Genomic DNA, 13275 nt, shown 5'->3' on the forward strand with positions numbered 1-13275 from the left:
CCTCTCTATCTGCAAAATTTCTTTTTCTCCGAAAAATCTATAACCGCATTTTTTACATCTAAAACCTTTATTTCTACCTAGAGATTCTGTAGGCCCATTACATTTAGGACACTTAGGATTCTTTTTTCTATCGCTGAATAGCTGGAGTATTTCAATCCTTTCTGCTTCTATTATTTTTCCATATGACATCGAAGGTTTTATCGCACCAATTACTTTGATTAAATCACCTTTTTGCAACAATTTTGCTGTAGCATTTAACTCCCCAGTTTCTTTATATACGATAATCACATTTTCATTAGCTTTAATTAGTACGTCCCCTCCTTCTCTAATCTCAATATTTTCTACTTTTGTGATAATTTCGGTTGTTTGATAAAAATAATGAGAATTTGGAAGAATATGATCGTCTGTACCTTGGTTTGTTTTAAACAACATTACCATTTCTACTTTATCTTTGGTGCGTATTGTTTCTAGTCCAAATAGAAGAGAATCAATATTAGTACCTCGTATTCCATATAATATTGGATCATTACCATGAGGGGTTATTAAGATATTATTTTTTATATAATCAAAATTTGCAAAAACATGAGGAAAAAACTGTTCGTCATATTTGATAACACTTTGAGGGTCGACCTCTCTTCTACTTTTATCCCACTCTTCTGAAGGCCTATATGTTATAAGCTCATATGTAAATTCTACTGGTCTAAAAGACACTGCAGCTATACTACCTATTATTCCTCTATCGCCCTTCGTGAGAATATCATATTTTCTAGCAAATTCTTGGGCTAAAGTAATTGGAATAACATCTTTAACTGCTTTTTCATAAAACCAGTTGCCTATAGTGCTTTTAGTAATAGCAACACCTGGTTTCCTATTATATACTTTAGATCTGCTTATTTTTTCTGTATATTCAATAGATTTATTCCATATTATCTCTAAAATCTCTTTTAAGTCCCTATTACTCTGAATTCTCATTCCAATACTGGCATTTCCTCTCGTTTTCCATGGTATATTAGGATTTAAACGAATAAGGTAAGGAAAGTCTAAAAGTTTTATTTTTTCTTTTAAAAGTTCTTTAATAAGTAGAGTAGAAAAATGTGTAGTACAACCGGCTATTGGAGAATCATGATCATCTATTCCAATCCTTATTTCTTCACTATGCTCTTCCCTTCTACTATTATCATAGTTAATGTTGATCTCACCTTAGGTAATTTTCTTATAGTATTGGTTACAAAATCTTTTAATTTATCCATTGAATCCGATTCGACTTTCACTACTACATCGTATACTCCATATACTACATGAACTTCTGTTACTTCATTCATATTTTTTAACTTTTCAAATACTTCGTCTTCTCCTCCTGCATCGGTATTTATGAGAACGATTGCAGATGCCATTTTTAATCTACAGAAGGTTTATTAACAATAATGTTATAAGAACTTTATGAGAATTAATGAGAGTATATGTTATAGATTATCATAAGGATGATCCAAAGAAATGCACTGGAAAAAAACTAGTTAAATTTAATTTTGCAGAATTTTCCAGAGTTGGAAGAGGTATTATACTTGATCCTTTCTCTAAAAGATTACTATCTATAATAGATAAAGAAGTCATAATCAAGAATGGACTTACTCTCGTTGATACTTCATGGAATAATACTTCGGAAAACGAATTTCAAAAAGTAAAAGGGGAACATAGAAGGTTGCCAATTTTGTTTGCTGGAAACCCGACTCACTACGGGATTGCTTATAAATTATCGGATATTGAGGCTCTTATAGCGACATTTTATATAATTGATGAAATAGATGAAGCTATGAAAATTTCTAGGATTATTAAATGGGGTCATACTTTCATAGAATTAAATAAAGAATTACTTGAATCTTATAGGAATAAAAAGGAGGAAGAAATAGCAAATATTGAAAAAGAAATAATAGAAAAGATAATGAAGGAGCCCTAGCATAACCCGGCTTCTGTATTATTAGGATTTAACTTTGCGTTCTAGGAGGTAATCAGACTCCAACTCATCTTACCTCCCACTTGCTCCAGGGGGGACTACCGTTTCAACTAGCATAAGGGCTCTCATTTAGACAGCCCGATTGCTCGAGCTATCATCAAATCATTTTCATCTGCCCCTATGCTAGTTCCGTTTCTGTATAGTTGCCAAGGGTTCTACCCTTACCTCTTCTCGAGGTCCCCTTTGGAGTCTGGAGGCCGGAGTTTCCTCAGGCAACCCGTACCTATGCTAGGGCTCCATATATATTATTATGGTGGTGGAATTAAAAGAGATGCAATTACTACTCCTACAATTACTACTATACTTACAATTACTAAAACTTTTGGAGATAATTTTACTTTCTCATTTTCTTCTTCATAATATCTAATCAAACCAGCCATTGAAGCTAAAGGGACTGTTTCTCTCTTTTTCTTACTTGATGGCATAGTTTCTCCTCGTATTATTAATTTCATTTATTATTTTTAACGCTTTTTCTAAGTTCTGCTCTATTATATTCCCAGTAACTATTATATCAGCACCAGCCATGGCTATTTTCTTAGCAATTTCTTCACTTTTTATACCACCACCTATGATAAGTTTAGAGTCTTCCAGATATTTCTTAGTAAGAGTGACCACAGAAGGATCTATAGGTTCTGGTGCACCAGAACCCGCTTCAAGGTATATGAACTTCATTCCAAAAAGTTCTGCCATTATCGAATAAGCTATAATTAACTCAACGTTATTATAAGGAATTACTCTAGCTTTACCTACATGTGCTGCAGTACCTCCGTGCCCTACTATTACATATGCAGTAGGCAAAGATTCCATGTTAAGCTTTCTAATAATAGGAGCAGCAATTAACTGAGCACCGGTGACATAATATATATCATCCGAGTTAAGTAGTGACATAAAAAGAATTGCATCTGCTTTTTCAGTTATTAAATTAACATTGCTTGGAAAGATTATTTTAGGAATTTCAAAATCTTCAAGAATCTCAATTATTCTATCTAATTTTTCTTTCGAAACACCCAAAGTACCTCCGATAAGAAAAGCACTTGTACCGGCATTAGCTAATTTAGAGGCTATAGAATATAGAGATTCTATATCCACTTTATCTGGATCTAACAAAGAAAAATGTAGAACTCTTCCTTCATTCAATTGATCCATTATTATCTTCTTCACTTTCCCCTTGAGTTTCATTTTCTTCATTCTCCTCATTCTTCTTTTCTTTTATTTCTATCTTTCCCTCAAAGTATCTATCAATGAATTTACCGTAAGCATTAGCCTCATCAAAGACTGGTGGAACTTCAAATTGATCTTCTAATCCACAGTTTCCACATTTTATTTTCGCAATACCATTCTTTATCTCTACAGTTATAGCTACTTTTCCACATCTAGGACATTCAAATGTATTTGGAACTTTAGGCTTTGGTCTTAGAAGTTGTTGCTTTCTTTTTTTCCTTCTTCCCCCCATCAGTTTCACCTTTTCTTAGTTTAAGATTAATTTTCACTCTACCTTTAAAAAGTTCAGCAAAAGTTATGTATATAATTCCTGTAATTAATACTACAACAACTGCGAGATAAATGACGCCTAACGTAGGTATCACTGTCCTAGACCTCGCTAAATAATAATTTTCTTAGTATAAATGACTTATCCATTGAGTAGATTTCCATGATAATATCCTCCATTACATCTTTATTAACGACCATATTTCTTACCTTGTCCTGCTGTAACGCGATTTCTAACGCTAATTGATGATAACATTTTCTTTTATTTGGATTGAAAATATTATTAAAAATAAAATATTTACATGAACAATAATTATCATACAATATATAATCTCTATACTTGCCAACAAAAATATAAATATAAAAGTGAGAGTCGGATAACTGCAATCTTATAATTCTACCATACACTACCGCTGATTTAGCTTTATTTACTGAAATTGCCACATTATTATTAATATGTCATTATTATTATATAATTTTACTTTTTGACGTCTTAACGATTTCCATAATACATGATAACAATATAATTCGCATTAAAAGACTGCAAAGTGGACCGGCCGGGATTTGAACCCGGGACCTCTCGGATGCCAACCGAGCACTCTTCCAGGCTGAGCTACCGGCCCATAACTTACTATACCAAAATGATTAATTAATCTTTCTCATTTAAAACTACCAGGTACCCCTTTATTTCAACTGGAAACTCTATTATTTAAAATAAGCAAAGATAGGGTATCAATTATTATACAAAAGCGATATTTTAAACATTTATCAATATTAGTGTATTTTCCAATCGAAATAGAGGGGTACTCATCTTATGATTGTTAAACGTATTACTTTAAAAATCTCCAGTGGAAATAAAGGGGTATTTGATCGGGGGGTAAAAGGAATAATTGTTTTATGTGTTATAACATAAAATGTAAAGTACAATGAGTGATATTATTGATGATATTTTATCATCACTAAAAAAGTCTGTTATATTCCGAAAAAGAGAAATTTTGCTACCTGACTATGTACCTGAAGAATTACCTCATAGAGAGACCCAAATAAAGAGGCTCGTAGAAATTTTATCTCCCATTATGCGAGGTGAAAAACCTAATAACATATTTATATACGGTCTTACGGGTACTGGAAAAACTGCTGTAACCAAGTTTGTATTAAAAAACTTAGAGGAAAGATTGTCAAGCCTCTTTATATATGTATATATTAATACTAGACAAGTTGACACTCCTTACAGAATATTAGCTGATATTCTTGAAAGCCTTGGATCAAGAGTTCCATTTACTGGTATTTCAACTGCAGAACTATATAGGCGATTTCTGAAAAAAGTATCAGAAATAAAGCCTATAGTTATTGTAGTTTTAGACGAGATTGATGCTTTAGTAAAAAAACATGGAGACGATATACTCTATAGATTAACTAGAGCAAACTACGAGCTGAACAAAAGTAAAATATCGTTAATAGGTATAACTAATGACGTAAAATTTGTTGAATTTTTAGATCCAAGAGTTAAGAGCAGCTTGAGTGAAGAAGAGATAGTATTTCCTCCTTATAATGCTGATGAATTAGAAGATATCCTGCGTAAAAGAGCCACCGAAGCATTTTATGATTCAGTAGTATCTGATGATGTAATTAAGTTATGTGCTGCATTAGCTGCTAGAGATCATGGAGATGCAAGGAGGGCTCTTGATCTTTTAAGAGTTGCAGGAGAAATAGCAGAAAGAGAAGGTTCACCTAAGGTTAGTGTAGATCATGTTAATAAAGCGAGAGTCGAGATTGAAAGAGATAGGGTTTATGAAGTCGTTTCAACTCTTCCGTTTCATTCTAAACTTGTTTTGTTAGCTATAGTAATGGGTCTTAAGGATAAGAATAGATCTCTTACCACAGGGGAGATTTATGAAATATATTCTAAGCTCACAAAAAAACTAGGAATAGAAAATGTTACTCAGAGAAGAGTTAGTGATATTATAAATGAACTAGATATGCTTGGAATAATTACTGCTAAAGTTGTAAACCGTGGAAGATATGGTAAAACTAAAGAAGTAAATATAGCAGTTAACGAAGAAACAATTATTAAGGCTATTTCCGAAAAAGATAGTAAGATTGCTAGTATCTGGAATAGATGATGGGTATTTTCCCTTAGAATACAAGAAGAGCAGAGGAAAAACAGTTCTACTTTCAGTGACATATACTGGATTTAAGATATCTAGCATAGATTTTGGTCTAATAACCGTTGATGGAGAAGATGCAGGAATGATACTTGAAAAACTTGAGAAAGGCGATTTATGTATTTTGGATGGTATTACGTTTGGCGGTTTTAATTATATAAATCCAAGCTTAATAAATTCTAATTATATTATATTCTACTCTTCAAGACCTAATCTGGCTAAAGTTTCCAATGCGCTAACTAAGCATTTTAATGATAATAGGAAAGATGTAATTCTCAGTGTAGTGAGTAATCTACTTAGAATATCCACAAAAAAAGGAGATGTTTTTATATACACAAACATTAAAGTTAATGAAGCTAAGGAAATTATTGAAAAATATCAAGTTTTTGATAAAATTCCAGAGCCTTTAAAAACAGCTCATGAGGTTTCGAGTAGTTTATCTAAATTTCTTTTATCTAAAAAAATTATTTAATTGCAACTTTCAGTTTCTTGTAGACTCTTTGATATTTTTATCCTTTCTTCTCTTTCTTTGAGTCTTTCTTCGAACAATCTTTTTTCTTTCTCAGTAGCCGGGATTAATTTTGTAATTGGTTTTGGTTTTGCATTTTCATCAATTGCTACAAAAGAAAACACTGTTCTAGTCACTAATTTCTTTTCTCCAGTGTAGTGATTTATTGCAAATACTTTTGCACCCACATCAAGTGATGTATTTCCAGTATATTCTACCGCTCCTTGTATTTCCAGTATATCCCCTATTTTCGCTGGTGTTAAGAAGTTAGCATAACCGGCACTAGCTGTAAAAACATTTCCCTTAGAATAAAGTTTAGCAATAATTGCTAAAGCTTCGTCAAGCATTGTATACATTTTACCTGCATATAATATTCCATTTGCAAAACCATGCTCTGGATAAATTGTTCGTATATAGCTTTTTCCAAACGACATTTGTGGTAAGAGATCTTCCTTGTCTTCAGCATCTTTTCGTTTCCTTTCAACCCTTTTAAGCTTTCTCTTATTAGCTTCTTCATCAGCTCCTATTTTTTCCGGTAGAACTCTTGGCCTGTTATTTTCATCAACAGCTACATATGTGGTTAGACCTAATGCTCCTAATTCTTCTTTATCCCCTCTTTTAATACATGCCTTAACTTTTATTTCAACAGAACTTTCCCAACCTGCAGTTGCTTCTGCTGAAACTCTAATTACTTCCCCCACCCTACCTGGTTTGAATAAATATAAGTAGTCTACCGAGGCTAAAAGATAATTTCCTTGGCTGATACTTGACATTAACATCCCTGTTGTATCTATTAACCAATTCATATAGATTCCGCCATGTAAACTCCCAAAATGGTTAGCATGCCAAGGATACACGTTATAATATGTTTCTAATTTTCTTATCATTCAGACTCTAAGATATCTAACTGTTTAAAAAATATTATTTTTATGCTCCCACTAGTAAATTCCTGCTATATCTCTAAGCCTTTCATCTCCTCTAATTTTTGTTATATACTCTATGACTTTTGTAGGAACTAATTTTTTCCACTCGTCATTTTTTTCTATTATGAGCCTTCTTATTAAAGTAGAATTATATTTCTCTCTATCATATGCAGGAGGCTCTAATACTTCATATCCTGCTTCCTTAAATAGTCTTACCACTAAAGGATTTCTTGCTATAACGAGATTAAATTCTGGGGAAAATGTTTTCAAATGATATACCCATGTGCTATTCATTAAAATATCTGGCACAGGTATAAAATAGATAGAAGATATATCAATATTTTCTTCTATTAAACTTTCTCTTATCATTTCTATTCTTTCCCCTGCAGTAAAAGGATTTGCTAATGTATGGCTCTCTTGTGCACTGCCAATAATAATAATTAATTCATCCGCTTTTTTTAATGCCCATTTTATTACAGATAAATGTCCTAAATGGAATGGTTGAAATCTTCCTGGGTATAAACCTCTAAGCAGAGATCATCACCTTCATTGGCATTAATAGTTATAGATGCGTTACCTTTATTTATTCCTATCTCTAAGAAGCCATAACCATTATCATACAATAAGAGTTCTTTTCCTTTACTTTCTCCAAATGTTCTTACTACATTTAATTTATATTCTCTGTCTTTATGTCTAGCAATAACTTTAGCGTTTTTGTCAATATTAGTTCTGATAGATGTAGCCACATTACCGAAATGATCCACATAAATAATTTTGCCACAATAAGTAACTTTATTATCATTTTTGCTTTCCCTAAAGCTAAACTCTAATTTCTCTAGCTCTCCGGGATTTATCATCTCGCCAAATACTGACATATCGACATTTAATGAAAGATATGCTGCAGCAACTGAAAAGATATCCCTACCATGAAAAGTATTTGAGATCTCTTTACCTAAAAACATTCTCGGATTGGTAATTTGAGCTATTTTTAAAATACCGTCTTCAGAGATAGCTGGATATAATACCCCATTATCTGGTCCTACAAAGTAATAGTTTTTAGTTTTTACTATTAGTGCTCTTCTTTTGGTACCTACTCCAGGGTCGATAACAGTCAAGAATATTGTACCTTTCTGAAAATATCTATAAGAAGTATACAATAAATATGCGCCCGCATATAAATTAAACTCTTTTGCATTTGGTGTGACATAACTTATGTTAATATCTGGATTTATCTTTCTTATAACCCCTTCCATTACTCCATTATAATTATCTGATATTCCAAAGTCAGTTAGTATTGCTATTTGAGCTTTTTTCAAGTTTATCAACAAGTAATTCAAGGTATGACTTAAGTGTTTTTTCTCCTATTATATTAAATTGTTTAAGAAAATTATCAACAAAATTTGTAAGTTTGTTTTCGTCTACATCAATTCCCTCTATTTCAATAAAATCACCTAAGTTCGTAACTCTATCCAATGAAATTGTGAAATTATTCGTCCTATAATTTTTACGTATTTTTTCTAATTCTAAGACTTTGATAAATCCTAGTCTCTGTAATATCAAATCCATTGCTTTAAGGTCATTAATTTTCACAGTTATTTCTTCTCTTGATTTTGATTGAGAAGATAATTTTGGTCCTTTATATGTAAGTTCGATTTCTCCATTTACTATTCTAACTCTTAATGCTTCATCACTTTTTCTAAAATCTCTTACAGGACTATTATAATATATATCCACTTGATGTTCTTCGTCAGAAAACTGATATCTAGAACTTATTAATTTCTCTAACTCTTCTAGCTTAGGAGAAAGTAATTTTATTTTTATCTCTCGTTCAATATGACTCATTGTTATGACAGTTGAAGAATATATTAACAAGTATAATAAATTATTTTCAGTTTCTCCCAGTTTAAGAGCAATAAATCTAGCTAGAAAATATAAATTTCTTGATTATGTGGTAGAACGTTATATTCAAATTATGGGGAATAATGAAACAGAAGAATTTTTATATAGTTGTTCATTTCCTTTGAAGAAAAGTATCAGATGTAATGATTTGTTAATAGATTGTAAAAAATTAGAAGACAAATTATCTAATAAAGGTTTTAAACTTGAAAAAGTTTCTTGGTTAAGGCATGGATATATTGTAAAATCATATCCTAAAACACCGAGCTTAGGCGCTACCGTAGAATTTTTGTCTGGTTATTATTATATTCAAGGATTAGCTTCGATGGTTCCAGCTTATGTGCTAGATCCGAATGAAAATGATATTGTATTAGATATGGCAGCTGCTCCGGGGGGTAAAACCACTCAGATATCCCAATTAATGAGTAATAAAGGTCTGGTAATTGCAGTAGAGAAGTCTAGGGAGAGAATAAAATCATTGTATTCCAATATAAATAGACTAGGGGCTAAAAATGTAATATTATTACGAACAGATGCTAAAAATTTAATTAAAACAAAAATTCAGTTTGATAAGATTCTATTAGATGCTCCGTGCAGTGGAGAGGGTTTAATACCAGAAGATCCTTCCAGAAAGACTAAGACTAGCATTGAAGATCTGAAAAATTTTTTTGTTAATCAAATAAAGCTAATAGATATAGCTTATAAATTATTAAAAAATGATGGCATTCTAGTTTATTCCACATGCAGTATTGCACCAGAAGAGAATGAGGCAGTAGTAAATTATCTTGTTGAAAATTATAATACAAAGATAATACCAATTAATGGGTACCCTTCAGTAAATGGTCTTACAGAATATAATGGAATTAAATTTGATGAGAGTTTAAGACATTGTATAAGGTTCTATCCTCATAAAAGTGGCACTGAGGGATTTTTTGTATGCAAAATGATAAAGGAAAAATAATAATTACTAAAATGTCTTTAGAGAATGCGCGTATATATATTGATAAGATATTTAAATTATATAATTGTGAAAATAATTTAGAATTTCTTAATGATAAAGAGATTTTCATGTTTATTTCACACTTTTCCACGATTCAAATTATTCCAAGGACAAATAAATTAGACCAGATTATTAACGGCTTAAATATAATTGGTTTAAATCCTTATTCTATTGGCGAACCTATTATCTTAGTATCAAAAGATGGAAATGTAAAGCCATTATTACCTTTTTCTAGATATTTGATTAAATTATGCAAAAATAAGATTTATTTGGCTGATAAGTTAGCAGAAATTATTACATATGGAAAATTATTAACTTTAAACGAAGTAATAGAAGAAGGTGCCTATATAATTATGGATAAAAATGACAATTTTATAGCATATGGTACAGTTAAGAGAAAGAAAAATAAAACAAAGATAATACCGGTCTTAGATATAGGTTGGTATTTAAGGAAGGGAGGATAAAGTTTATTAGATATCAACCAATAGGTAAAATTTTAGGAAATTAGGTGAAATACATGTCTTCTGAAGCTGATAATAAAAAAGTTAAGAGTTTATCGGATCTGCCTGGTGTAGGTCAGAACATACTTAATAAACTAGTAGAAGCCGGATATTCTACTCTTGAGGCAGTAGCAGTTGCGTCTCCTCAAGATCTTAGTGTAGCAGCTGGAATACCATTAACAACTGCCCAAAGAATAATAAAAGAAGCAAGGGACGCATTAGATATTAGATTTAAAACTGCATTAGAAGTTAAGAAAGAGAGGATAAGTACAAAGAAGATTACCACGGGAAGTCAAGCTCTGGATGGATTACTTGGTGGTGGGATAGAAACTAGAACTATGACAGAGCTTTTTGGAGAATTTGGTTCCGGAAAAACACAGATATGTCATCAAATAAGTGTTAATGTTCAGCTGCCTCTAGAGAAAGGAGGGCTTGGAGGCAAAGCAGTCTATATTGATACTGAAGGAACATTTAGATGGGAAAGAATTGAGGCAATGGCTAAAGCAATAGGATTTGAGCCCGATACTGCTATGAATAATATATATTTCATGAGAGCAATAAACAGTGATCATCAAATTGCAATAGTAGAGAATGATTTACCCGAACTTCTATCTAAAGACCCAGCGGTAAAATTGATAATAGTTGATTCTATAACGTCTCATTTTAGAGCAGAATTCCCTGGAAGAGAAAATTTAGCAGTAAGACAACAAAAGCTCAATAAACATTTACATCAATTGGTAAGATCGGCAGAAATGTATGATTTAGCTGTAGTTATAACAAATCAAGTCATGTCAAAACCAGACATGTTCTACGGGGATCCAACAGTAGCTGTAGGTGGACATACGTTATATCATGTGCCTGGAATTAGAGTTCAATTAAAGAAGAGTAGAGGAAATAAAAGAATAGCAAGAATAGTAGACGCACCTCATTTACCAGAAGGAGAAGTAGTGTTTGCAATAACTGAAGAAGGAGTAAGAGATGCAGAAGAGTAATTTTTAATTTTTATTTTATGTATATTTTTCTATGGATATTCTCTGGGCTCCATGGAGATCAAAATATGTTTCTGAAGCTTCTAAGAGTAAGACAACTTCATGTTTATTTTGTGATGTGGTAACTAAAAGAGAAGATAAGAATAATTGGATTATATATCGGGGAAAATTTTCTTATATAATATTAAACGCTTTTCCTTATAATCCAGCTCACTTAATGATTGTTCCATATAAGCATGTTAGCTCAATAGAAATGTTAGATTCTAATGAATTTCTAGAAATAAGTCAATTACTCAAAATTAGTATTAAAGCAATTAGGAAAGTGTATTCACCAGATGGTTTTAATATTGGTATTAATATTGGAAGAGTAGCAGGAGCAGGAATAGATCAGCATGTTCATGTCCATGTGGTTCCTAGATGGAATGGTGATGCTAATTTTATGCCAGTTATAGGAGGAATAAAAGTGCTTCCAGAAATGTTAGAAGATACATATAATAAATTAAAGCCAGAAATAGAAAGAGTAATTAATGAAGAGGCCCTCGATCTCTGAAATGTGATGAATGCAGGGTTTTCCTGATGTCATATACAAAATATTTTGATCAAATAATCAAAATCCAAGAAAAAATACATTCCTATATTCATGAAACTCCTCTAGATTTTTCCAATACTTTCTCAACTATGACAGGGGCACAAGTGTACTTAAAACTGGAAAATCTTCAAAAGACAGGCTCTTTCAAAGTGAGAGGAGCTTTCTCAAAACTTACTAGTTTGTCTGAAGAAGAAAAGAAGAAGGGAGTTATAGCCGTTTCAGCTGGTAACCATGCTCAAGGTGTAGCTTATGCTGCTAAGATGCTTGGTATTAAGGCAACTATTGTAATGCCTGAAACAGCCCCTATATCAAAATATCAAGCTACCAAATCATATGGAGCTCAAGTCATATTATATGGTCAATTTCTTCATCAGAGTATGAAAAAAGCAGAAGATATAATCCGTGATGAAGGTAAAATTTTAGTTCATCCTTATGGAGATATTAATGTTATTCTTGGCCAAGGAACCCTTGGTTTAGAGCTTTTACCTTTCAGTCCAGATATAGTAATAGTCCCCATTGGCGGAGGAGGGCTAATATCTGGTATTTCAATAGCTCTAAAAGCTAAAAATCCTAAGATAAAAATCATAGGTGTTCAGTCATCAGCTTCACCGTCTTTAAAAGTATCTAAAGATCTGCACAGATTAGTAGAAATAGAACCCTCTATTTCAATAGCAGATGGAATTTTAGTTAAATCTCCTTCCGAGATAACATTTAACATTATTGAAGAATTAGTTGACGATATTGTACTGGTAGATGATGAAGAAATTGCTAATGCCATAGTATATTTATTGGAGAGAAATAAAACTCTAGTAGAAGGTGCCGGTGCAGCATCTTTAGCAGCTCTTCTAAGTGGGAAAGTAAGAGTTTCGGCATCCGATAAGGTAATACCTATACTAAGCGGAGGGAATATTGATCTGTCTATGCTTTCTAGAATTATAGATAAAATGTTGTTTAAGAATAAAAGGATTGTTAAAGTTAAAGTTATAGTTCCAGATAAACCTGGGTACTTAAATAAGGTATTAAGTAGAGTTGCTCAAATTAGAGGTAATGTAATTGACGTAATTCATGATAGGGTTAGTAGTGATGTCAAGCCCGGATATACCAAGATATATGTAATGTTTGAAGTACCTAGTGGAGAAGCTTTATCAGATTTTATGTATAATTTAGCTGTAGATGGAATCGAGGCCAAACTAGTAGAATAGTTTT

The 13275-nt window shown here is 32.0% G+C and carries 18 protein-coding genes, 1 tRNA gene and 1 other RNA gene; 8 read left to right on the top strand and 12 right to left on the bottom strand.

All coding sequences use genetic code 11. From position 1 onward, the window contains the following. Nucleotides 1–1194 (bottom strand): TiaS agmantine-binding domain-containing protein (locus tag AC3OCB_RS05850; RefSeq protein ID WP_498341433.1); only part of this gene is annotated, 1194 nt, incomplete at its 3' end. Then, nucleotides 1143–1394 carry an Lrp/AsnC ligand binding domain-containing protein gene (locus tag AC3OCB_RS05855; protein ID WP_498341365.1) on the bottom strand — a complete coding sequence of 84 codons (252 nt, stop codon included), beginning with the start codon at nt 1392–1394 and terminating at the stop codon, nt 1143–1145. The genes AC3OCB_RS05850 and AC3OCB_RS05855, both read right to left, overlap by 52 nt. 56 nt (nt 1395–1450) lie before the next feature. Between AC3OCB_RS05855 and AC3OCB_RS05860 the strand changes: the two genes are divergently transcribed. Further along, nucleotides 1451–1954, top strand: a complete 504-nt coding sequence (locus AC3OCB_RS05860; RefSeq protein WP_498341367.1) for a DUF367 family protein — start codon at nt 1451–1453, stop codon at nt 1952–1954. Here AC3OCB_RS05860 and rnpB read toward each other — a convergent pair. The 6 genes from rnpB to AC3OCB_RS05890 all read right to left on the bottom strand — a co-directional run bounded on the left by rnpB (nt 1946) and on the right by AC3OCB_RS05890 (nt 4122). Then, nucleotides 1946–2248: RNase P RNA component (gene rnpB, locus AC3OCB_RS05865), an RNA gene on the bottom strand. The two genes, AC3OCB_RS05860 and rnpB, sit on opposite strands and share 9 nt — an antisense overlap. An 11-nt stretch (nt 2249–2259) precedes the next feature. Further along, entirely contained in the window at nt 2260–2436 is a 177-nt protein-coding gene (locus AC3OCB_RS05870) for a preprotein translocase subunit Sec61beta (RefSeq protein ID WP_498341369.1), read from the bottom strand. Further along, nucleotides 2423–3190: a phosphoglycerol geranylgeranyltransferase gene (locus tag AC3OCB_RS05875; protein ID WP_498341371.1), complete on the bottom strand. Its 768-nt coding sequence runs from the start codon at nt 3188–3190 to the stop codon at nt 2423–2425. Before AC3OCB_RS05875 ends, AC3OCB_RS05870 begins: the two co-directional genes overlap by 14 nt. After that, nucleotides 3141–3464, bottom strand: a complete 324-nt coding sequence (locus tag AC3OCB_RS05880; protein WP_498341372.1) for a transcription elongation factor — start codon at nt 3462–3464, stop codon at nt 3141–3143. The genes AC3OCB_RS05875 and AC3OCB_RS05880 overlap by 50 nt, the downstream gene beginning before the upstream one ends. Before the next feature lie 137 nt (nt 3465–3601). Then, nucleotides 3602–3943 (bottom strand): SWIM zinc finger family protein, encoded by a 342-nt coding sequence (locus AC3OCB_RS05885; protein ID WP_498341374.1) that lies wholly within the window; start codon nt 3941–3943, stop codon nt 3602–3604. Nucleotides 3944–4048: 105 nt separating this feature from the next. Further along, nucleotides 4049–4122 (bottom strand) — tRNA-Ala (locus tag AC3OCB_RS05890). Between the two features lie 303 nt (nt 4123–4425). On the opposite strand from AC3OCB_RS05890, the gene AC3OCB_RS05895 reads away from it, so the two are divergent. Together AC3OCB_RS05895 and AC3OCB_RS05900 are read left to right on the top strand one after the other, a co-directional pair. Further along, nucleotides 4426–5622 carry an ORC1-type DNA replication protein gene (locus AC3OCB_RS05895; RefSeq protein WP_498341376.1) on the top strand — a complete coding sequence of 399 codons (1197 nt, stop codon included), beginning with the start codon at nt 4426–4428 and terminating at the stop codon, nt 5620–5622. Then, nucleotides 5600–6136, top strand: a complete 537-nt coding sequence (locus AC3OCB_RS05900; RefSeq protein ID WP_498341378.1) for an endonuclease dU — start codon at nt 5600–5602, stop codon at nt 6134–6136. Before AC3OCB_RS05895 ends, AC3OCB_RS05900 begins: the two co-directional genes overlap by 23 nt. Here the strand turns inward: AC3OCB_RS05900 and AC3OCB_RS05905 are convergent. Genes AC3OCB_RS05905 through cyaB form a run of 4 tightly spaced genes read right to left on the bottom strand, consistent with a single transcriptional unit; the run spans nt 6133 to nt 8937 of the window. Continuing rightward, nucleotides 6133–7056: an acyl-CoA thioesterase gene (locus tag AC3OCB_RS05905; RefSeq protein ID WP_498341435.1), complete on the bottom strand. Its 924-nt coding sequence runs from the start codon at nt 7054–7056 to the stop codon at nt 6133–6135. The genes AC3OCB_RS05900 and AC3OCB_RS05905 overlap by 4 nt on opposite strands. Nucleotides 7057–7110: 54 nt before the next feature. Beyond that, nucleotides 7111–7629: a nicotinamide-nucleotide adenylyltransferase gene (locus tag AC3OCB_RS05910; RefSeq protein ID WP_498341437.1), complete on the bottom strand. Its 519-nt coding sequence runs from the start codon at nt 7627–7629 to the stop codon at nt 7111–7113. Beyond that, complete coding sequence (locus tag AC3OCB_RS05915) at nt 7584–8348, bottom strand: SAM hydrolase/SAM-dependent halogenase family protein (RefSeq protein WP_498341439.1); 765 nt, start codon at nt 8346–8348, stop codon at nt 7584–7586. Before AC3OCB_RS05915 ends, AC3OCB_RS05910 begins: the two co-directional genes overlap by 46 nt. A gap of 31 nt (nt 8349–8379) precedes the next feature. Next, on the bottom strand, nt 8380–8937 hold the full coding sequence (gene cyaB, locus AC3OCB_RS05920) for a class IV adenylate cyclase (protein WP_498341380.1): 558 nt from the start codon (nt 8935–8937) through the stop codon (nt 8380–8382). Between the two features lie 4 nt (nt 8938–8941). Here cyaB and AC3OCB_RS05925 point away from each other — a divergent pair, with 4 nt between their 5' ends. Genes AC3OCB_RS05925 through ilvA form a run of 5 tightly spaced genes read left to right on the top strand, consistent with a single transcriptional unit; the run spans nt 8942 to nt 13271 of the window. After that, nucleotides 8942–9952, top strand: coding sequence for an RsmB/NOP family class I SAM-dependent RNA methyltransferase (locus AC3OCB_RS05925; RefSeq protein WP_498341382.1), 1011 nt, complete (start codon nt 8942–8944; stop codon nt 9950–9952). Beyond that, the gene (locus AC3OCB_RS05930) at nt 9928–10455 is read left to right on the top strand and encodes a hypothetical protein (protein ID WP_498341384.1); all 528 of its coding nucleotides are present in this window, start codon (nt 9928–9930) and stop codon (nt 10453–10455) included. Before AC3OCB_RS05925 ends, AC3OCB_RS05930 begins: the two co-directional genes overlap by 25 nt. A gap of 53 nt (nt 10456–10508) precedes the next feature. Then, nucleotides 10509–11483, top strand: coding sequence for a DNA repair and recombination protein RadA (radA, locus tag AC3OCB_RS05935; protein WP_498341385.1), 975 nt, complete (start codon nt 10509–10511; stop codon nt 11481–11483). Nucleotides 11484–11514: 31 nt separating this feature from the next. Then, nucleotides 11515–12030, top strand: coding sequence for an HIT family protein (locus AC3OCB_RS05940; protein ID WP_498341386.1), 516 nt, complete (start codon nt 11515–11517; stop codon nt 12028–12030). Between the two features lie 26 nt (nt 12031–12056). Further along, on the top strand, nt 12057–13271 hold the full coding sequence (gene ilvA / locus AC3OCB_RS05945; protein ID WP_498341387.1) for a threonine ammonia-lyase: 1215 nt from the start codon (nt 12057–12059) through the stop codon (nt 13269–13271). The last annotated feature ends 4 nt before the right edge of the window (nt 13272–13275 follow it).

The organism is Sulfurisphaera sp., from assembly GCF_059755235.1.

Bases quoted from the DNA above. Each gene is read 5' to 3' on its own strand.
- AC3OCB_RS05855 (WP_498341365.1), bottom strand. From the start codon at position 1,394: ATGGCATCTGCAATCGTTCTCATAAATACCGATGCAGGAGGAGAAGAC.
- AC3OCB_RS05860 (WP_498341367.1), top strand. From the start codon at position 1,451: ATGAGAGTATATGTTATAGATTATCATAAGGATGATCCAAAGAAATGC.
- AC3OCB_RS05870 (WP_498341369.1), bottom strand. From the start codon at position 2,436: ATGCCATCAAGTAAGAAAAAGAGAGAAACAGTCCCTTTAGCTTCAATG.
- AC3OCB_RS05875 (WP_498341371.1), bottom strand. From the start codon at position 3,190: ATGAAACTCAAGGGGAAAGTGAAGAAGATAATAATGGATCAATTGAAT.
- AC3OCB_RS05880 (WP_498341372.1), bottom strand. From the start codon at position 3,464: ATGGGGGGAAGAAGGAAAAAAAGAAAGCAACAACTTCTAAGACCAAAG.
- AC3OCB_RS05895 (WP_498341376.1), top strand. From the start codon at position 4,426: ATGAGTGATATTATTGATGATATTTTATCATCACTAAAAAAGTCTGTT.
- AC3OCB_RS05915 (WP_498341439.1), bottom strand. From the start codon at position 8,348: ATGGAAGGGGTTATAAGAAAGATAAATCCAGATATTAACATAAGTTAT.
- cyaB (WP_498341380.1), bottom strand. From the start codon at position 8,937: ATGAGTCATATTGAACGAGAGATAAAAATAAAATTACTTTCTCCTAAG.
- AC3OCB_RS05925 (WP_498341382.1), top strand. From the start codon at position 8,942: ATGACAGTTGAAGAATATATTAACAAGTATAATAAATTATTTTCAGTT.
- AC3OCB_RS05930 (WP_498341384.1), top strand. From the start codon at position 9,928: ATGCAAAATGATAAAGGAAAAATAATAATTACTAAAATGTCTTTAGAG.
- radA (WP_498341385.1), top strand. From the start codon at position 10,509: ATGTCTTCTGAAGCTGATAATAAAAAAGTTAAGAGTTTATCGGATCTG.
- AC3OCB_RS05940 (WP_498341386.1), top strand. From the start codon at position 11,515: ATGGATATTCTCTGGGCTCCATGGAGATCAAAATATGTTTCTGAAGCT.
- ilvA (WP_498341387.1), top strand. From the start codon at position 12,057: ATGTCATATACAAAATATTTTGATCAAATAATCAAAATCCAAGAAAAA.